General features: G+C 50.5%; 17 protein-coding genes. 8 read left to right on the forward strand and 9 right to left on the reverse strand.

Features of this window, described 5'->3' with window-relative positions; translation table 11 throughout:
- Nucleotides 1-411 precede the first annotated feature (411 nt).
- The 4 genes from L1N85_RS28090 to hflX all read left to right on the forward strand — a co-directional run bounded on the left by L1N85_RS28090 (nucleotide 412) and on the right by hflX (nucleotide 7,332).
- Nucleotides 412-594 carry an AAA family ATPase gene (locus L1N85_RS28090; protein WP_407946562.1) on the forward strand — a complete coding sequence of 61 codons (183 nt, stop codon included), beginning with the start codon at nucleotides 412-414 and terminating at the stop codon, nucleotides 592-594.
- A gap of 478 nt (nucleotides 595-1,072) precedes the next feature.
- Nucleotides 1,073-2,737, forward strand: a complete 1,665-nt coding sequence (locus tag L1N85_RS24660) for a hypothetical protein (RefSeq protein WP_235241679.1) — start codon at nucleotides 1,073-1,075, stop codon at nucleotides 2,735-2,737.
- The gene (locus L1N85_RS24665) at nucleotides 2,734-5,670 is read left to right on the forward strand and encodes a DEAD/DEAH box helicase (RefSeq protein ID WP_235241680.1); all 2,937 of its coding nucleotides are present in this window, start codon (nucleotides 2,734-2,736) and stop codon (nucleotides 5,668-5,670) included. Before L1N85_RS24660 ends, L1N85_RS24665 begins: the two co-directional genes overlap by 4 nt.
- 396 nt (nucleotides 5,671-6,066) lie before the next feature.
- Nucleotides 6,067-7,332, forward strand: coding sequence for a GTPase HflX (gene hflX / locus L1N85_RS24670; protein ID WP_235241681.1), 1,266 nt, complete (start codon nucleotides 6,067-6,069; stop codon nucleotides 7,330-7,332).
- Nucleotides 7,333-7,551: 219 nt separating this feature from the next.
- Here hflX and L1N85_RS24675 read toward each other — a convergent pair whose 3' ends face one another.
- The 8 genes from L1N85_RS24675 to L1N85_RS24710 all read right to left on the reverse strand — a co-directional run bounded on the left by L1N85_RS24675 (nucleotide 7,552) and on the right by L1N85_RS24710 (nucleotide 18,040).
- The gene (locus tag L1N85_RS24675; RefSeq protein WP_235241682.1) at nucleotides 7,552-7,818 is read right to left on the reverse strand and encodes an ATP-binding protein; all 267 of its coding nucleotides are present in this window, start codon (nucleotides 7,816-7,818) and stop codon (nucleotides 7,552-7,554) included.
- Between the two features lie 50 nt (nucleotides 7,819-7,868).
- On the reverse strand, nucleotides 7,869-9,596 hold the full coding sequence (locus tag L1N85_RS24680) for a methyl-accepting chemotaxis protein (RefSeq protein ID WP_235241683.1): 1,728 nt from the start codon (nucleotides 9,594-9,596) through the stop codon (nucleotides 7,869-7,871).
- A gap of 115 nt (nucleotides 9,597-9,711) precedes the next feature.
- Complete coding sequence (gene mglC, locus L1N85_RS24685) at nucleotides 9,712-10,731, reverse strand: galactose/methyl galactoside ABC transporter permease MglC (protein WP_235241684.1); 1,020 nt, start codon at nucleotides 10,729-10,731, stop codon at nucleotides 9,712-9,714.
- A complete protein-coding gene (locus L1N85_RS24690; protein WP_235241685.1) occupies nucleotides 10,709-12,265 on the reverse strand; it encodes a sugar ABC transporter ATP-binding protein in 1,557 nt (518 codons plus the stop codon). Before L1N85_RS24690 ends, mglC begins: the two co-directional genes overlap by 23 nt.
- A gap of 85 nt (nucleotides 12,266-12,350) precedes the next feature.
- Nucleotides 12,351-13,409: a galactose ABC transporter substrate-binding protein gene (locus tag L1N85_RS24695; RefSeq protein WP_235241686.1), complete on the reverse strand. Its 1,059-nt coding sequence runs from the start codon at nucleotides 13,407-13,409 to the stop codon at nucleotides 12,351-12,353.
- A gap of 167 nt (nucleotides 13,410-13,576) precedes the next feature.
- Entirely contained in the window at nucleotides 13,577-14,560 is a 984-nt protein-coding gene (locus L1N85_RS24700; protein ID WP_235241687.1) for a substrate-binding domain-containing protein, read from the reverse strand.
- Nucleotides 14,553-16,385 (reverse strand): cache domain-containing sensor histidine kinase, encoded by a 1,833-nt coding sequence (locus L1N85_RS24705; RefSeq protein ID WP_235241688.1) that lies wholly within the window; start codon nucleotides 16,383-16,385, stop codon nucleotides 14,553-14,555. Before L1N85_RS24705 ends, L1N85_RS24700 begins: the two co-directional genes overlap by 8 nt.
- Nucleotides 16,382-18,040 (reverse strand): response regulator, encoded by a 1,659-nt coding sequence (locus tag L1N85_RS24710; RefSeq protein WP_235241689.1) that lies wholly within the window; start codon nucleotides 18,038-18,040, stop codon nucleotides 16,382-16,384. The genes L1N85_RS24705 and L1N85_RS24710 overlap by 4 nt, the downstream gene beginning before the upstream one ends.
- A 204-nt stretch (nucleotides 18,041-18,244) precedes the next feature.
- Between L1N85_RS24710 and L1N85_RS24715 the strand changes: the two genes are divergently transcribed.
- From L1N85_RS24715 to L1N85_RS24730, 4 genes are all read left to right on the forward strand, one after another.
- Nucleotides 18,245-18,529, forward strand: coding sequence for a hypothetical protein (locus L1N85_RS24715; RefSeq protein WP_235241690.1), 285 nt, complete (start codon nucleotides 18,245-18,247; stop codon nucleotides 18,527-18,529).
- 15 nt (nucleotides 18,530-18,544) lie between these two features.
- Nucleotides 18,545-18,895, forward strand: coding sequence for a spore coat protein (locus tag L1N85_RS24720; protein ID WP_235241691.1), 351 nt, complete (start codon nucleotides 18,545-18,547; stop codon nucleotides 18,893-18,895).
- A 161-nt stretch (nucleotides 18,896-19,056) separates the two neighbouring features.
- On the forward strand, nucleotides 19,057-19,320 hold the full coding sequence (locus L1N85_RS24725; protein ID WP_235241692.1) for an AbrB/MazE/SpoVT family DNA-binding domain-containing protein: 264 nt from the start codon (nucleotides 19,057-19,059) through the stop codon (nucleotides 19,318-19,320).
- Nucleotides 19,317-19,718 carry a type II toxin-antitoxin system death-on-curing family toxin gene (locus tag L1N85_RS24730; protein WP_235241693.1) on the forward strand — a complete coding sequence of 134 codons (402 nt, stop codon included), beginning with the start codon at nucleotides 19,317-19,319 and terminating at the stop codon, nucleotides 19,716-19,718. Before L1N85_RS24725 ends, L1N85_RS24730 begins: the two co-directional genes overlap by 4 nt.
- A 39-nt stretch (nucleotides 19,719-19,757) precedes the next feature.
- Here L1N85_RS24730 and L1N85_RS24735 read toward each other — a convergent pair.
- A partial coding sequence (locus tag L1N85_RS24735; protein WP_235241694.1) for a hypothetical protein occupies nucleotides 19,758-20,022 on the reverse strand: 265 nt, incomplete at its 5' end.

Here is a 20,022-nt window from a genome sequence, read left to right on the forward strand (position 1 = left end):
TGACCCCTGTTCAGTACAGGAATCATCTATTATTGGTTTCCTAATTGTTCAATACCACTCTTTTTTTAAGTGTCCTTGACATAGGGTCCAGATTACTATACCCTGCCCGTTCAATAATTTCATGTCTACATTTGGTCTACAATTAAGTTCTTAAGCAGGAAAAACCCGCTCAATGAGCGGGTTTTTAGTATGGAGGCGAACCGTGGCTGTGCAAAACCACAATTCGCCGGAGTGTGATGCTCAGGTTGTTTGGGGAGGTGGCGTAAGTCATCCAACCCCATGAGCCATTTCTTTTAGAGCAAATAGCTATCCCGTAAGGTAGACATAGTAAAGTAATGGAAACATGTCTGTATTAAGACTATGGATTTAAGGTATAATAATAAGTAATGTTTAATAGCGGAGGTGGTCTCCATGATAACAAGCCTATTTATAGACAACTTCAAATCATTACAAAATTTCACTATCAATTTTTCAAATAGACTGACAGTTCTAATAGGGACAAACTCAGTCGGAAAAAGTACTGTATTACAAGCGATAGATCTTCTATCTTACTTCGGAACAGGGAATCTTAAAGAGTATAGCTCTAAGGAGTAATCCATTTCTTAGATCATTACTTTTTGAGTTAATGTAATTTTGGATATGAGCTGCCTCTAAAACAAACATACACTCTTCACGAGATTCTCCGTAATTCAATCACTCCCCTAGAATTTTCAGTCTGAACAGAAAAACGAGTGCTCTACCCTAGACTACACTCCTTCACCCCCCTCTAAATTCAAAATAACTCAAATAACTAAATTATTGTTGGTTATGAGCAAAAAAAAAGTCCAATTCACAAAGACTGAAACGGACTTTAGCAGGAGTTTAGAAAAAACAAAAAGACACCCTCTCGCGTGTCTCTTCACATGATATATATGGAGGCGAGAGGGAATTGAAATATTTCGGTTTAGCGTAACCTCTAATCTTGATTTACGTCGATCCTCAATGCTCGACTCATACTTACATCGCATAAGCGCAAAAAATGATATAATAAATCGAATTATTTTTAAATTTTATTTGCTCGGGAGAAAAATCGATGATGAAACCGATCTATAAGATGGATCAAATCCAGTGGAATATGCTGTTATCGGATGTAGCCGAATATTTTGATGATGCTGTCATTGCTGGAGGACAAAAGCTCTACAAGCAGCGGCGCGTCATTGCGCTTACAATGCCGGCCGCGCAAATGCTGGGAGCAGAAGTTGATGATGATGGACTGTATCACATCCAGATGAATTTAGATTTCTTCGCCGTCAGCCACTGCTCTTGCGAGGAATCAGGCTATTGCGCGCATATGTTTGCGGCTCTGCTTGAATACGCCACTCAGCAGCATCGGTCTGTTCAGGAGCTCGCAAATGCGAAATGGACAGCTGTGCCGAAGCAAGAGGCTAAGCTTTCGCCGCAAACCGCGGCCTATCGGAAAGCCATCGCAATAGCTGACAAGAAAAATGCTGTCCGTACTGAATTACAAGAGCGGATAGATCGGATGACCGCCTTGAGCATTTTGGAATGGCATGAGACGTTCGCGCTTTGTACCGCCCCTTTGGGAGAACGCACTCGAAACCTTCAGTATGCACATGATGCTTTAGCCGCTATCCATAAGATCAAGCCGAAGCTCTCTCCCGTAATGCAGCAATTATACGAACTTCACACGCATCTGTTTGTTCTTGATAACCTGACCAAGCAGTCACTGCGTTCATCGCAATATTCATTCTATCAATCAGGACTGTTTATAGGCTTTAACACGCACAGCGCTGCTGTCGAATTGTTGGAGGCTATAGAGCGTATTTTCGAGAAAGGGCTTGCGGTCAACGATGAACCGGAGAGCTGGCCTAGTGTAATCGAAACGTTAACGTATTCGCGCAAAAAGATGCTGACAGCTTCGGATAACAGCCGTTATTTCGGAGACCCGTACGAGCTGCTTTGGATGCACTGGATCACACCGAATTTGAGCGATACCGCTTTCTATGATGAGGAATTACAGCATCTGCAGGCGGCTGAGAAGGAGCTCGGGACGGACCTCTCCCGATATCCATGGCTGTTATCTCAGAGCCGGATGCACTTCCATCTTGGGGGGGACAAGGAAGCCTGGGCGTTATTAGAATCCTTGCATGAGAGTGTTGGTGTTGTGGAAGAGGATTTATTGCATTTCTTGTACGACCTGCATCAGCTCGGGCAATGGCAGCGATTAACGGATTGGTTAGTCGCCACTGCGCCTTGGTTCGAGAGTCAGTATGGACATATGCCGATCAACTACTCGCACTATTGGGATGCATTGCTTCAGAAGTTTCCACAGGCGGAAGGGAAAATGTGGGAAACCATTGTCGGTCTGCTTCCTTATTCCAAATTTTTATATGAGGAGAAGCTGCTCGCTTACGGCAAATGGCAGAAGTGGATGGATTATCAGCTAAGTACCGGCAGCGAGCCGCTGGATTATCGCGTGACCGTATTTTCACCCATTGAAAAACATGCGCCGGAGCTGCTTCTGCCCTATTACCATCAAGCCGTAGAAAGATATGTTCTGCTGAAAAATAGGGACAGCTACAAATTAGCGGTGAAGCTGCTCAAACGGCTGGCTAAGCTCTACAAAAAAGTGAAAAAAGAAGCGGTCTGGGACACGTTCTTAAACGCATTCGCCAGCCGGAATAGCCGGCTCCGCGCACTGCAGGAGGAGCTGCGGAAAGGAAAATTGATCAAATGAGCAAGCATTTGGATACCATTACAGTACAAGCCAATTTAACCGCATACGGAGATGCGCTTATTTATGGATATAAAGACGAAGAACGTTACTTGTTCGGCTTCTATTTGAAGCAGCGGTTATTCGCCCGGCACGAGGCTTCTTTCTACGGCACGGAGCTGGAAGTGCAGCAGGCTCAGGGATTGGAGGCTGTCTTGCTCCCCGCCGATCAGGTTATTTCGTTTTTTGCCGAAGGCAAGCTGCTTGAGCATTTGGAATGGATCTGGGGAGAGCAAGCCGCAGAGCTCGTTCAGCTTGCTCCTCAGCTGGCTGCATGCATAGAAGAGCGCCTTTACATCCCAAGCTATCGCGCCTTCCAAGCAGGGCAGCTGGAATGGTCATGGGACGAATCGGCGCTAGACGGCCCTCTTCGGGACTTATTGGGGCAAGCAAATGCCAGTTTTATCGAAGGGCTTAACGCCGCATTCTCTGCAGCCGTGTATCGCCGCCATTACGGAACAGAATCGACTGCCGCGGATTTAAGAAGAGAATATCCGCTTCTATTTACCAAGGATCATATGGCTATGACGGGTCTGGATGCGCAGGAGTGGCTTATTGCAGTTGGCTGGAAGTCCGATACGGCGCCATTTCGTCCTGTGCTGCAGCTGCTGGAGCCGGAGGATGCTGAACCTGCTTGGCGACTTAAGCTGGTGCTGCAGGACAAGCGGGATCAAGCGACGCTGGCTCCTGTGCGCCTTACCGGAACCGGCGAAGCACTCGGATCGTGGCCTGCCGAATGGTCTGCTCACGTAAGCAGCCGATCTGCAGGTTGGCTGGAACGGCTGCGCGCATGTTTGCCTCAAGAACGATTGGCCGGCCTTAACGAGGATGTGTTGAGCAGTCCGCTATCCGATGAAGCAGCTTGGCGCTTCTTATCGGCAGACAGCAAGCGGCTGCTGGAGGCGGGATGGCAAGTGCTGCTTCCCGCCTGGTGGGAGGCAGCCAGCCGGAAGAAACCGCGGCTGCGCGCCAAGGTCAGCTCTGACACAGGGAGCGGCGCCGGCGGCTCCTTGTTCGGCCTGGATTCGCTGGTCGATTTCGATTGGCGCATCGCCATTGGCGATACGGACCTTACCGAAGCCGAGTTTGCCCAGCTTGTGGCCCGCAATGAACGGTTAGTCCGCTTTCGCGGACAATGGATCGCGCTCGATCCAGCTCTGCTGGCACAAATACGCAAAGCGATGGCAAGCGTGGACAGCTCGCAGGGCTTATCCTTTCAAGACGTGCTCCAGCTGCATTTGCTAGGGAACAGCGACGGCGCAGAGAGCGTCCAGGACGATCAATCAACCGAGAATGAAGCGCGCATCCGGCTTGAGGTGGAGCTGAACGGGCATCTGATGAAGCTCATCAGCCAGCTCGGCCAGCAGACGGAATGGCCGAAGCTTGCGGTGCCTGCCGGACTGAAGGCCGAGCTGCGTTCGTATCAACAGGACGGCTATGCCTGGCTCGCGTTTTTGCGGCGCTTCGGGCTTGGCGCCTGTCTGGCCGATGACATGGGACTCGGCAAAACCGTGCAGCTTATCGCTTATCTCTTGCATCTCCAGGAAACAGCGGCAAGACCGGATGGCGGCGCTCCTTCCCTTATCATTTGCCCTACCTCTGTGTTGGGCAACTGGCAGAAGGAGCTCCATCGCTTCGCCCCTTCACTGAGGGTCATGCTCCATTACGGGAACAAGCGTTTTAGCGGAGAAGAATTTGCAGCCGCGACCTTGCAGGCGGATGTCATCCTGACTTCCTATGCTACAGCAACGCTGGATCAGGAGCTGCTTCAGGCTTACACATGGGCATCCATTAGCTTGGACGAGGCGCAAAACATTAAAAACGCTCAAACGAAACAATCTGCTGCCGTTCGCAGCCTGTCCGCCAGACATCGCGTTGCGCTCACGGGAACGCCTATCGAAAATCGGCTTTCGGAGCTATGGTCCATCTACGATTTCATTAATCCGGGTTACCTGGGCAGCTCTCATGCTTTTGCTAACCGGTTCGCTAATGCCATTGAGAAGGAGCAAGATGCGGGGCGCACCGCCGATTTGCAGAGGCTGGTCAAGCCGTTCATGCTTCGCCGCAAGAAGAAGGATCCGGCGATTCAGCTCGATTTGCCGGATAAGAACGAAATGAAAACCTATATTCATCTCACGGCCGAGCAGGGAGCGCTCTACAACCAGACTGTCAACCAGCTCATGGAGCGCATGCAAGCGCTGGAGGGTATTGAACGTAAAGGAGCCATTCTGGCCGCGCTCACGCAGCTGAAGCAGCTATGTGACCATCCCATCCTCTTAACGAAGGAGGCGGTCGCTGAGGTTACTTCTGCAGCCGCTGATGTTTTGGAAACGGAAACGCTGGTTAGTCGTTCCTCCAAGCTCGAGCGTCTGCTCGCGATGGTAAGGGAGCTGCGCGACGAGGGCGACCGGTGCCTGATATTCACGCAGTACATCGGCATGGGGCAACTGCTGCAGCGGGTGCTTCAGCAGGAGCTTCAGGAGCCTGTTCTTTACTTGAACGGCAGCACGTCCAAGTCGGCTCGCGACCGGATGATCGAGCAGTTTCAGTCGACGGCCCAGCCGCCTGCCGAGCAGCCCGGCGTGTTTATTCTGTCCATCAAAGCGGGCGGCGTCGGCCTTAATCTTACGGCAGCCAACCATGTGTTTCACTTCGATCGCTGGTGGAATCCGGCGGTAGAGAATCAGGCCACGGACCGCGCTTACCGGATGGGCCAAACCCGTGACGTGCAGGTTCACAAGTTCATCTCGCTCGGCACGCTGGAGGAGCGCATTGACGAAATGCTCGATAACAAGCAGCAGCTTAGCGACAATGTAATTACCAGCTCCGAAGGCTGGATTACCGAGCTGTCGACGGAAGCGTTGAAGGATCTCTTTACCCTTCGCCAGCAATTTTAGCGGCTCAATAGTAGTAAATCAGGTTTGAAACCAACTTGAACTGGGACTGGCCATTGTGCTACACTGTAGCTACTTTACAGGAACGGAGGGTTACGTGTGATAGACTTTATCCGAGTTAGGTCTTTGCGCCGCTAATTGAATAGCGCCGAAGCTCTGCCTGCGCGCAGAGGACTCAGGATTGGTCTGTCCATTTTGAAGGTAACCCATTATGAATAAATACGACGAGACGCTCGGAGATCACCCGCTTGTCGTATTTGCCTTTAGATTGGCACCTGTCATAAGGAATGTTTTCCTTATGGACTTTTTCTGATATCCTCTCGCCGATACCGTCGTAAACACGGGCAGACCTGCCCGTGTTTTTTTGTTTTATAAATAACCGTTAGAGGATGATGAACGATGGAACAAACCCGGCAAAAAGCAATTATCGTCGGCGTTGAGCTGCAGAATCAAACCGACTTCCCGTACTCGATGCAGGAGCTTCGCAATCTGGCTGACGCCAACTCTATAGATGTAGTCGATGAGCTTAGCCAGAAGGCAGCCCGAGTAAATCCTTCCCATTACATCGGAACCGGCAAGCTGGATGAGCTTCGCGCTCTGGCGGAAGCGCATGACGCGCAAGTCGTTATTTTTAATGATGAGCTGTCCCCTTCTCAAATTCGCAATCTGGAGGCATCTTTGGAGAGAACGGTCATTGACCGGACGATCCTTATTCTGGATATTTTTTCCGAACGCGCCAAGACGAGGGAAGCCCAGCTTCAGGTCGAAGTCGCACGGCTGCAGTATATGCTCCCCCGTCTGGTCGGCCTTCGCGCTTCATTAGGCCGGCAGGGCGGCGGCGCTGGTCTCAAGAATAGAGGCGCCGGCGAAACCAAGCTCGAGCTCGACCGCAGAAGGATCGAGGAGCGGATAACGGCGCTGCAAACCGAGCTGGAGAAGCTCGTCGCCAGACGCCAAATTCAGCGGAAGCAGCGGCAAAAAAACGAGGTGCCCGTCGTCTGTCTCGTCGGGTATACCAATACGGGTAAATCGAGCCTGATGAATGCCCTGCTGCAAAAATATAATCCGCAAACCGATAAGCAGGTTTTTGTCCAGAATATGCTGTTCGCGACGCTGGAAACGTCGGTTAGAAGCATTGATATGCCTAACAACAAATCATTCTTATTAACCGATACCGTAGGGTTCGTCAGCCAGCTGCCTCATCACCTGGTCAAAGCGTTCCGTTCCACGCTCGAGGAGGTAACCGAGGCCGATTTGCTCGTGCACGTCGTCGATTACGCCCATGCCGATTACGAGAAATTGATCTCGGTAACGAATGAAACGTTAAAGGAGCTGGGCGCCTATGATATACCGACGATTTTCGCTTACAACAAATGCGATTTGACGGAGCAGCCGTATCCGCAAACGGAAGACAACCGCGTGTACCTGTCCGTCAAGGAAAACAGCGGATTAGATGAGCTGATCGAGCTCATTCGCGGTCATATCTTCCAGGATTATATGGAATGTGAAATATTGATTCCGTTCGATCAGGGGCGTTTAGTCGCTTACTTCAATGAGCATGCCCATGTGCAGTCCACCAGCTATGAGCCGGAGGGTACCAAGATGAAGCTGGAATGCAAAGCAGCCGACTTCGAAAGGTACCGGAACGATTTTATTGTGATGTAGTTAACAGAAAAGAGACCTCTCGAGGTCTCTTTTTATTTTCGATGTATAATCCAGTATAGCGCACCAAACGAGCCCCGGGAGCGCGTAGTTGCTGTACAAATCCATTATAGAGCGCCGTACGAGGCTCGGGAGCGCCAAGTTGCTGTAGAGTGCCGCTTTTTGTAACGACAGACATAAACGATTCGCTCCTTGCCGACTCTTCTTTCACCCTGTAAACGATTATATCAGAACCAGCGGGATTTGGATCGTTATCTCGGTTCCTGCGCCCTCTTGGCTGTCTATTAGCAGGCATCCTCCGCAGCTGTCCAAAATTCGCTTGCACACGACCAGTCCAAGTCCCGTCCCATTCTCCTTCCGCGTGAAAAATGGAATAAATAATCCTTTCACAACCTCAGGAGACATCCCTTGGCCTGTATCTTTAATTTTAATAAGAACGCTATCCGCCGACCTTTCCGATGAGATCGATAGCCGGCCGTCTCTGTCCATGGCTGCGCAAATAACCCCTAGCCGGAGGCGGCCAGGGGTTTCATTAATCCTCATACCTTGAATTTGCGAATCATGGCTTGCAGCTCTTCCGATAATTGGGTAAGCCCATCCATGGCGGCCATCATCTCCTGCACGCCCGCATGCTGTTCTTCCGTGTGGGCGTATACCTCGCGAGACCCGTCCGCAGTCTGCTTCGCGACTTGATCGATGGAACGGATGGCATGTACGGCAGCCCCCGAATGCTCAGTCAGACGGTCGGCTTGCTGCGATACCCTTCCGATTTGCTCCGCAACCTCTTTCACCGCCAAGCGTATGCTGGAGAACGCCTCTCCCGCCTGATTGACTTTAGACAGGCCGGCGGCGACCTCCTGCGTGCCGGCTTTGGCCGCTTCTATGACGAACTCCGTCTCGCTGCCGACGGCCCGGGCGAGCTCGGACACCTCGTCAGCTGCAACTCCGGTCTGGACCGACAGCTTGCGGACCTCCTGGGCAACCACGGCAAACCCTTTACCGGCTTCCCCAGCTCTTGCCGCCTCAATGGAAGCATTAAGCGCAAGCATTTGGGTCTGTTGTGAAATGTTCGCGATCAAGGCTGACGCATCGACGATTTTCTCGGATCTCACGCCTAATCGGTCGATGAATTCGCTTAAATCCCGCATTTGGCGCTGAATGACCTGCATCTGGGCTACAGTCGACGTCACGATCCGCTCGCCTGTTTCCGTTTCCTGAAGCGCATGTGCCGATTGACGGTCGGCCTGATCCGCAAGACCGGCGATTTCACTTACGCCGAACGACATCTCCGAGGCCGTCGAAACTCCTAGATCCACGCTTTTCACTTGTTCCTCCGTCCCTGCCGAAATTTGTCCCATAATCGCTGAAATTTCCTCGGAGGATTGCATGAATTGATTAGAATGCTGCCGCAGCTTCTCGGCCGAACCCGCGACTTTGACGGCATGCCTTCCGAGATCGCTGATCATGCCGTTCCAATTGCTCTTCATCCCATTAAATGCGGCAGCCAGCTCGCGGATTTCATCCCTGTTTCTCACTTCCACGGGAGCGACGGTGAGATCGCCTGCGGCCATCTCCCCTACGGTTCGAAGCATGAGCCGCATCGGCTTAACGATAAGCTTGGAGAGGATAAGTCCTATCGAAATCGCAATAATAAGAACGGTTATGCTGCAAATAATTAGCGTGCGTACGGTAGCCTTCGATTGTTCCTGATAGCGGACCAGCTCGCTCTGCAAAGCAGCTTTCTCCGTCGTGCGCAGCTGCTCGGCCGCATCATTCATCGTATCGGTCAGCGGAATCGACCACATGAGCGCCTCGGCCTTCGCCAAATCCGGCCGGTTCTGACTCACATAGTCCTTTATTTTAACGAGCAGCCTGGCGAAGGTGTCATTCGATTCCGAGAGCGTACGAACGGCTTCTTCCTTCTCCCCAGAATTTGAAGCGCTTACCATTGTGCTGATGACCGTTCCCAGCTGTCCATTGGTTTCGAATAGCTGCTTCTCTTTGTCAGCAGACGGCTCTATTAAATAGCCGAACAATAGACTGTTCTGACGCTGCGTATCCATCTCGATCTTGGCTACCAGCTCCATCGAGCCGGTGTGCTTATCGAGCAAGGAAGAGTAGTTACTTTCCAGCCTGTCCAAAAAAGAATAAGCCGCGCCGGCAGTCGCGCCCACAAGCAGCGATACCGCGAAAAAAGCCGCTGTCAGCTTCCGGCCCAGCGAGAAACGAACGGCTGACCTGCCTGAGTTCTCTAATTTCACCTTCACATGCCGTCCCCCTCTGGTTTACATAACAAACAAGGACCGCTGGAAACTTGCCGGCGGCCACTGCTTAGCATGAAATTGTTATTTTACGGTCTTACTCGGCTCAATCGTTTAGCAATTATTTTTTCGCCATGTATTTGCGAATGTCGAAAGCAACCGCAGCCACGATAATGAGTCCTTTAATAATCAGCTGCCAGTACGGACTAACGCCAATATAGGTCAAGCCATAGTTGATGACGCCGAAGATCAGTACCCCCGCCGCAACGCCAGGCACCGTACCGATACCGCCAGCGGTCGAAACGCCGCCGACCACGCAGGCCGCTATGGCGTCAAGCTCGTACATATTGCCATAGTTGTTCGTTGCTCCGCCGGTTCTCGCAGCCTCAAGCACCCCGGCAAGTCCATAGAGAGCACCTGAAATCGCATAGATGGCAATGAGGTTGCGGGCAACATTAATACCCGATACATGTGCAGCTTGGACGTTGCCGCCGATGGCGTACATGTTTTTGCCAAGACGCGTTTTGTTGAAAATAACCCAGCAAATCAATGCGACAACCACAGCGATAATTACGATGTACGGAATCGAATAACCGCCGCCGAGATCGATAAAGCCGGAACCCCACTTCGTAAAATCATCCCGAAGGCCGCCAATCGGCTGCGATTGATTCGGCTCCATGTCGAAGTAGAGGGAGTTCACCCCGTAGATCCCGACCATTGTTCCGAGCGTAGCGATAAATGGGGGCACATGAAACTTGGCTATAATCAGACCGTTCACAAGACCGACTAACAGTCCTGCCATAATCCCGACAATAATCGGGATGCCTACCCACAGCTGCGGAAGATCCGGAAAAAAACGATTGGCATACGTATCGATTTGAAGCATGGAAGCCGAGATGACAGCCGTCAAGCCGACCACGCGGCCAGCGGACAAATCGACGCCGCCCGTAATGAGAATGAACGCCGCGCCCAGTGCAATAATCAGTCTCGTTGATGATTGCTGCATAATATCCCGCAGCGTGGAAAAGGCCAAAAAGTTCGGATCCGCAACCGCGATTCCAATGACGAGCATGATCAATACAACGAATATGGCACGTTGTGCCAAATAATCTCTTATTTTAACTATTGCTAGCGAATTCATATGTTACCCCTCCTGATTCAGCCATCCGTTGCTGCGCGGCCAGACGCATGATTTCTTGCTCCGTTGCCTGATTGCCTTGTACGATACCCGTCATGCGGCCTTCGCTCATCACCATAATGCGGTCGGACATGCCGAGCAGCTCCGGCATTTCGGAAGAAATCATAATAATGCTTTTCCCTTGCATGGCAAGCTGCGTAATAATCGTGTAAATTTCAAATTTCGCGCCGACATCGATACCGCGGGTAGGCTCATCGAGCAGTAAAATATCCGGATTCGTAAGCAGCCAGCGCGCAAGCAGCACCTTTTGCTGATTGCCGCCCGACAGGTTGCGAATCTGTGTATTCACGGACGGCGTCTTCGTCCTCAGCTTCTCGACGTTCAGCGCGGCTTCCTCTTTGCCTTTGCGTTCGTTTAACAAACCTATCCGGTTCTGATAACGCCCCAGATTGGCAATAATCGTATTCTCATAGACCGACAGCACCGGAAAAATACCCGTTGCCCGCCGTTCCTCCGTCAGGAGCGCGATATTATGCTTTTTGGCATCGGACGGCGATTTGATTTTGACGTTTTTCCCATCGATCGAGATGGTCCCTGATGCCACGCCCCGAAGTCCGAACAATGCCTCGATGAGCTCCGTCCGCTGAGCGCCCACGAGACCGCCCAAGCCGAGAATTTCTCCGCGCCGAAGCTCGAAGGACACATTCTGAAACGACTTTGGATTAGGGGATGACAGACGCTCAACCTTCATCAATGTTTCTCCGGGCACATTCTTCCGCTCGGGAAAACGCTCCTTCAAATCCCGGCCCACCATACGTGTAATGATAAGATCGGTGGTCAGATCGGCTGCTGGCCAAGTACCGACATATTTGCCATCCCGCATAATCGTCACTTCATCCGATATCCGTAAAATTTCTTCCATTTTGTGAGATATATAAATAATGGATACACCGCGCTTGCGCAGCCGGTTAATAATGCTGAACAGCTGCTCCACTTCGTTGCCGGTCAGCGAGGATGTTGGTTCATCCATCACGATCACCTTCGAGTTGAACGAAACAGCCTTGACGATTTCGAGCGACTGGATCTTCGATACGGAAAGAGATCCCGTCCGGGCCCGCGGATCGATATCGATTTCAAGGTCGCGGAATAAATCTAATGTATCCTGATACATTCGTTTCTCATTGACGAGCTTGAATGGCCCGTATCCGAACATCGGAAACCGTCCGAGCCAAATATTTTCCATGACATTACGGTGCGGAATAGGATGCAATTCCTGATGAATCATCGATACCCCGCTATTCAATGCGTCTTTCGAGTTGTTAATTGCCATCTTCTTGCCATCGATGTAAATTTCGCCTTCATCAGGCTTATAAATGCCGAACAAACATTTCATTAAAGTGGACTTCCCCGCCCCGTTCTCTCCCATGAGCGCATGAACCGTACCGGGCCTTACCTTTAACGTTACATCGCTGAGCGCCTGAACGCCGGGAAAAGCCTTGGAAATTCCCCGCATTTCCAGCACGTTTAGCTCCGCCATTTTTTATCCCCCCACATTACGGACCTTTGTTGATGACGAAGGGACAACGCCACTAAAAGCCGCTGCCCCTCCGTTCGAATTCCTATTACTGCGCGTCGGCGATGTTGTCCTTGGTGATTTTCTTGTATGCGATCCAGACATATTTGCCATCCGTAATGTCAAAACCGGTATTTTCTTTGGTCGGCGTTTCGCCCTTCGAAAGTGCGGTCGCAATCGCTACGGAAGCAGCGCCTTGGTTTTTGGCATCGTTAAGCACCGTTCCAAGCATCGTTCCGTCTTGCAGCGCTTGTATGGCCGGTGCCGTAGCGTCTACGCCGACTACCGGAATAAACTTGTCACCCTTGAAGTAGCCGGCAGCCTTCAATGCTTCAATCGCGCCAAGCGCCATATCGTCATTGTTCGCTAGAACCGCTTCAATTTTGTCGCCATGCGACGCGAGGAAGGTTTGCATTTTCTCTTGTCCTTTGACGCGATCCCACATTGCCGTATCCTCCGCAAGCGCATCCACTTCGATGCCGGCGTCTTGAATCGCTTGTACGGAGAACTTCGTCCGCAGCTCGGCGTCCTGATGACCCGGCTCGCCTGTCAGCATTACGTACTGAAGCTTGCCGTCGCCATTCTTGTCAGCCGCAGGATTAGCTTTCCAGTAGTCTACGATCAGTTGGCCGGAAATCGTGCCGGACTCCTCCGCTTTCGCTCCTACGTAATAAACCTTATCCCATTTGTTCATATCCTCGGCAATCGGCTCGCGATTGAGGAAGACGACCGGGGTATCGGCTCCCTTCGCCTTGTCGATAATAACGCCCGCAGCCGTACGGTCAACCGGGTTAATGATCATGGAATCGTATTTCTTGGAGATGAACAAATCGACCTTCTCATTTTGCGTCGGCTGCGCATTCTGGCTGTCAACGATATCCAGCTTCGCCTTGCCTTCCGCCGCGTCCGACATCGCGTTGCGTACGCCGGTCATGAATGTATCGTCAAACTTATAGATCGCTACTCCAACCTGCGAAGCGCTTCCGGCATCAGACCCATTTTCATTGCCGCCGCTGCCGCTGTTCGTATTTCCGCCGCCATTATTTCCGCATGCAGCCGCAGTCAGCATTATTCCTGTCATAAGCACAAGCATCCATTTCTTTTTCACCTGTGTAGACCTCCCTGATTACTTTCGGTTTTCGCTGAATCACAACCTTGTGCCGCGATTCAGCGTCTACCGTCATTATGACGGATTCCAGGACCAATTCGAATGCAATATTCTCATGCTTTCTATTAAAATTCTCATCAATTTTTATCATTCGAAGGTCTTCGCATTCATTGGACGAACGGAAACAGCGTCTTCTGGTTATTCATCCAGAACATATTGTCGGCGTCGATCACCTTCGTCTCCAGCAGGGTCAACTTCTCGATTCGTTCGCCGGATAGCAGCGCTACCGCCTGCTTCACGCCGAGATAACCCGTGCTGAAGCCATTTTGTACGACCAGCTTATGGATGATTCCCTCCTGAAGCAGCTCGAGCTGCTCCAATTCGTTGCCGAACGTGACGATCTTGGTCTTCCCTTGCTCTTCGCGCCGTTTGAGCTCATCGGATACGCCTAGCGATGCTTGAATTTCAAGCGCCAGAACGCCGTCTAAAGGACCTTTATCGAGCAGCTGCTTGGCGGCCTGCCAGCACGCGTCCCTTGAGTTGCCGCATACAGCCCCGTCTGTAATCCGGATTCCGGCATATTCCGCGAGCACAGCCCGCGCACCCGCTTCGCGCTGCTCCAGATCGGGATCGCTCCGATCCGAGCGAAGAATAGCCACAGTTCCGCTGCCGCCAAGCAGCTCCGCCATTGCCTCACCCGCCTTGCGGCCAGCCTCCTCGTTATCAATCGCAATCGCCGCCATGACGCCCTTCGCCGTCCGTTCATCATTGAGTGCGACGACGGGTGCCCCTGCTGCAAAGGCGCTGGCGGCAAGCTCCGTTAATACCCTTTCATCAGCAGGATCGATCAGCACCGCGGAAGCACCCTTTTGCACGATTTGCAAGGCAGCGCTAAGCTGTTCCTTTGCCCCTTCCATCGGCTCAAACGAGATGTATTCCAGCTCGACTGCAAATTCCTTTGCCGCTGCATCAGCCCCCAGCCGCATCGCATCTCCCTGCTCTTCGGCATGGACAGGCGCGACAAGGGCGATGCGTATCGGGCTTTCCTCCACGTTCCCCAGCTGAGAGGTTGAACAGGCGGAAAGTCCCGCTGCAGCCAGCATCAAAGCGCATAACCCGAGCATTTTCAAAAGCTTACACCTCTTATTCATCGTCCCGTGCCTCCTCGCCAGTCTCTCGCATCACCGGGATATAGACGCGCACCGTCGTTCCCTCTTCCTGCTCACTTTCAAATTCCAGTCCATACTGGATGCCATAATAGAGGCGAATCCGATCATGCACGTTACGGACCGCTACCCCCGAGCCGGATCCGCTATCGATGCGAGACTCATCTTTATAAGACTGGGTGTCCGCCAAAATGCTCTCGACCTTCTGCTGCGGCATCCCTACGCCATTATCCGCGACCTCAAGCACTAGCATGTCACCCTGTACGCGAGCGCTGATCCGAATCAGACCCTCGTCCACCATATATTCGATTCCGTGTACAATGGCATTTTCGATTAGCGGCTGCAGCACCAGCTTCAGCGTAAAGCAGGATAAAGAAGCTTCGTCCGCATCGATCGTAAAATCGAATTTCCGCTTAAAACGCATCTGTTGTATCGTCAAATAATGCCGCGCATGTTCGAGCTCCTCCCCGACTGTGATGCTTGTCTTCCCTTTGCTCAAGCTGATGCGGAACAGCTTCGACAACGAGGTAATCATCGTGATAACCTCTTCGTTTTTGCTCATCCCAACCATACGGACCACCGAATTAAGCGTATTATATAGAAAATGAGGGTTAATCTGCGCTTGCAGCGCCTCGAGCTCATATTTTCTTTTCGATTCCTGCTCAACGATGATCTGTCTCATCAGCTGTCTAATCTTGTCCAACATCAGATTAAAGCGGCTTGAAAGCTGAACGACCTCCAGCGGTCCCTTCAGCGGAAGCTCTACGTTGAAATCGCCCCGCTCGACCGCCTTCATCGTTTGGCCCATGCGCCTGATCGGCCTTGTCAGCATAGCCGAAAGCAGCAGCGAGATAAGCACGGCCAGCACAAGAACGACCGCTACCACCTGAACCAGATAACGGTTCATTTCCTCACGGGTCGTCATGATTTCATCCAAATAGGAAACGCCGACGACCTTCCAGCCGATATTAACGACTGACTTCACCGTATTGAGCCGCTTCAAGCCAGCCGATTCATCGATATAGCTGTCTGATGACGTAAGTGCCTTCTCTACGCTTTCGTTGCGAAGCCCCATGTAAATCAGCTGCTGCTGCGGATGATAGACGATATTGCCCGCCCCTTCGTCTATAATATATACGTATCCCCGCTTTCCGAGACTGATCCGGCTGCTCAGCTCATCGATTTTTTTAAAGTTAATATCGACCAGAAGAACGACGTGCATGGGCTCGCCATCGTGAACGACCGTAATCCCCTTGCTCATGGAAACGACCCATTTATACGTATCGTCATACAAATTTTGAACATGCGGCAGCGAGAAGCTGAGATGATTCGATACGCGCATGGCGGAGTGGAACCAGCTCTGCTGAGACACGCGGGCGCTCTCCCGGACCGGCATTGAAGGGTGGTTCCGCAGAAGGCTGCCCTGGTCGTCAAACAACCCGATCGACACGATATCGTCGCGGCTGCTCATGATCGTATCCAGCTGCCTGGTCACCTGATCATCGTCCCACTGGCCGTCTGCCAGCATATTTTCTTCAATTGCGCGATACAGCTGAGCCATGCCGTCTACGTAATCCTCGAGATTGTAGCTTACCTGATCCACAATTTGCTGCGTGCTGAGAAAGACGTTTTGTTCGGCGGTTCGCGAAAATTTATCGTAAAGAAGTACGGCAACAATAGCCACGATAACGAGAATAAATACGGAAAACGACCACATAATGATCGATTGGATGCTGCCGGCTTGAATTCCCTTCATCCACCGCCGAAGGAAAGAAGGCGTCTCCTTTCGTTTAAGGAGGGACAATTTCATGCGTCGCCGTCCTCCTCATCGGAAGCAATGCTGCGGCTTCGGTACTCCTTCGGCGAAATGCCGACCTGCTTCTTGAAGCAAAAGCTGAAATAGTTCGGATCGGCGAAGCCGACCCGTTCGGCAATCTCGAATGCCTTCAGCTCCGTCGTACGCAGCAGCTCCTTGGCAGACTCCATGCGAATATGCATCAAATACTGCACAAACGTCATTTTGACCTCTTTCTTAAACACCCCGCTGAAATACCCCGGGCTGATGTGCAAGTGCGAACAGAGCCGTTGAATCGATATTTCAGAATCGCTAAAATGTTCTTTCGTATAGTGAACCGCCTTTTCGACAATGTCTTTGTAAGAATGCTGCCGCTTGCTGGAAATATGCTTCATTATGCGAAGGCATAAATCATGGAACCACCTTTGCGCTTCCTGCAGGCCTGAAAATTTAAAAATTTCCGCATGCAGCTGAAAACCGGCGCCGAACAGCTCGTCCAAATCGACGTCGGCATCCTTCGCCGTTCGCAATACAGCCGTGACCACCTCAAGCAGATACACCTGGATGTCGTTGTACGCATACGCCGAATCGAAAAGCTCGCTAAATATAGCGCCGACCGCATCGCTCAGCTCTTCCGTGGTCCCCACCTTCAAGCTGCGGATTAAGACCTGCTCCTTCAATTCGTCGAATCGCAGCTTCTCGCTTCTTGGATTCTCCACGTCATGGATGAAAATAACCTTCCCCGAGCCCAGCACCAGCCGGTAATCCAGTGCCAGCAGCGCATCGCCAAAGGAATATTTCACATCCGCGATGTCGGTTACCACCGATCCCATGCCGATCGTCACGGGCAGCTTCAAATAATGAACAATGCTCTTCAGCACGTTATCAAGCACCTCCTGCGTCTGGCGAAGCCAAGCCTCATCTTGGCCTTCTGCATCAATAGCCAGCAGCGCGATACTGTCTTGATAGATGAATGCGCTTCCAAGACTCGCTGATTCCCATATTTCCCTCGCTATATTCAACATGGCGTGCAGCATCAAATCGAGATCGCCTGAATACCGCAGCGAGTACTCGAAGCCTTCTTGGCCCGTTTCATCCGGCGGGTGCAGCGCGATCACCGCCGCTGTATAACGGGCTCCCGATAGACGAAGTCCGTAATTCATCGTCTTTTCTTCGATTTTGGTTTTGGGAAGCTTACGCGTAAGCAAGGAAGCGAGAAAGGTTTCGCGGAGCAGGGGCAGACTCGTCCGATAATGCTCCTTAAGCTGCCGGACATCCTCCCGTTCCGCCACTTCTGCTTCGATTTTATGCTTTATTTTCAAAAGCAGCTCCATGAAGCTGTCGGCCGAGAACGGCTTCAGCAAATACTCGTCTACACTGAGCCGGATGGCTTGACGGGCATAATCGAATTCATCATAGCCGGTCAGGATGACGATTTTGGCAAGCGGATGATGGAGCCTCAGCCATTCGGAGAGCTGCAGCCCATCCTTAAACGGCATGCTGATATCCGTAATAACGACATCCGGATCCAGCCGTTCCGCCAGCTCCATGGCCTCTCTCCCGTTCTCGGCGGTCCCCGCAACCGTGAATCCGCATGACTCCCAATCGATCTCCTGGACGAGCCCTTCCCTCACATCCGCCTCATCATCCACCAAAAGCACCTTATACATCGAAATTCCTCCTAATATGACCGCATGAGCAATCAACATTTCAACGACTCCTTAGAATTTTATTATTATCTCTGAAATAGAAAAAATCCACAATCTAATTCGATTGTGGTAAGTCGGAGTTCAACTTAGAGCTGGCAATTGTATGAATTATTTTATTGATTTTGCGGCAAGCTATACGTAAATACATACTTAAGGAGACTAGCTATGCAACAAAATCAAACTCAACAACAGCAGCAAAACAACATGATGCAGGTTCCGCCTCAAGTGATTACAATTAAAGACTCGCTTTATTTAAAAGACCAATTATCATGGGAGATCTTGGCCATGAAAAAATGCCGCCATTTTGCACAAGAATGCTCTGACCAGGAAATTAGCCAAATGATTGATAAGGCCGGTCAAATGCATCAAAGACATTACACGCTGTTATTAAAACACCTGCAAAACAACAATACAGAAGAGATGAAAAAAGTTCCGCAAACACAACAATAAAAGGAGGTTCCATACATGAATCAAAATCCGCAAACCATCAAAAATGCTAAACCTGCCAATGAACCGCAAGTCAAAGGCCCGGAAATGAATGACCGCGACCGTGTCAATGACATTTTGGCCATGGAAAAATATTTAACGGACAGCTTTAACGTATCCGCCAGAGAGGCAAGTCATTCTGATCTGCACCAAGATATCATGACGATTTTGAACGAGACGCATCAATGCCAATATGAATTGTTTGAATTGATGTTCCGAAAAGGCCACTATAAATTAGAAGCGGAGCAGCAAACCAAGCTCGACCAAGCCTATCAACAGTTTAATAACTATTCCACTCAATTCCCATATCCAAATACAATGCTGCAATAAATTAGATTCAGTCACATCTTTTATTCATAGCCACACGCCAAAAGACACCTATCCAGGTGTCTTTTTCAGAATGAGGGGTAATCGAAAAAATATTTAATCCGGATAAGATTTAATGTATAATTGTTATAACGGTTGAATAGTATGATAAGGAGGGAACTAAGATGGGCAAGGTGATTGAAATGGAACGGAAAGTAACAAAGTTCGGAAATAGTCTGGGTATAACAATGACAGATGCATTAAAACAAATTGGTCTTGATCTCGGAGATACGGTTCAAATCGATGTTAATCAGAACAGTGGAGAAATCGTGATCAAAAAGGTCACTAAAGTGACATTGCCTGCTGGAATAAGTGATGATTTTATGGAAAGCCTTTCAGAAGTAATAAATGATTATGATCAAACCTTAAAAGGATTAAAAGATAGATGACCAAAACCCGTTATTTGACCATCCAAGAGGTCATTGCTATTAATGTTGCCATGATACAGAAGTATAGTGAAGGAGAACAGATCGGCGTGAAAAGCTCCAGCCTGCTGGAGTCCGCAGTATTTCGTCCTCAGTCATCGGCCTTTGGAGAAGACGCCTACCCTTCTATTTACGATAAGGCGGCAGCTTTGTTTGAATCTCTTGGCCAAAATCATCCCTTTCATAATGCCAACAAACGCACCGCATTTACTGCCCTTCTGATCTTCTTACGATATAATGGTTTACGTTTTGTAATGAGCACGAAGGCAGCAGAAGATTTCACAGTAGATATGGTTAACCATATCTATACTTTTGATGAGTTGGTTACAACCATTCGCCAACATTCTGTCAGCCACAACTAGTAAAACAAAAAGAGCACCGCTCGTGGCAATGTCATTAAGTTAAGGCGCAGAGCCAAATATCAAGAAAAAGAGCAGGTTATCAAAAAGATAACCCGCTCTTTTTTTGTATAAAAATGAAAAAAAACACTTGACAAGCAGATGAAAATGTGTGGCGTAGCCCCTTCCACGTCTACCTTTGATTTTTTGGATTTGCAGGAGAACTTGTTTCACCCGATTTCCTTTCGGGTTGTTCGTTTCGTCCTGCCGAACGGCGCTTATGAAACCGTCATTACGAATCTTTCTGCTGTTGATTTCCCACCAGATG

The sequence above is a fragment of the Paenibacillus alkaliterrae genome (genome assembly GCF_021532375.1).
Classification (GTDB): Bacteria; Bacillota; Bacilli; order Paenibacillales; family Paenibacillaceae; genus Pristimantibacillus; species Pristimantibacillus alkaliterrae.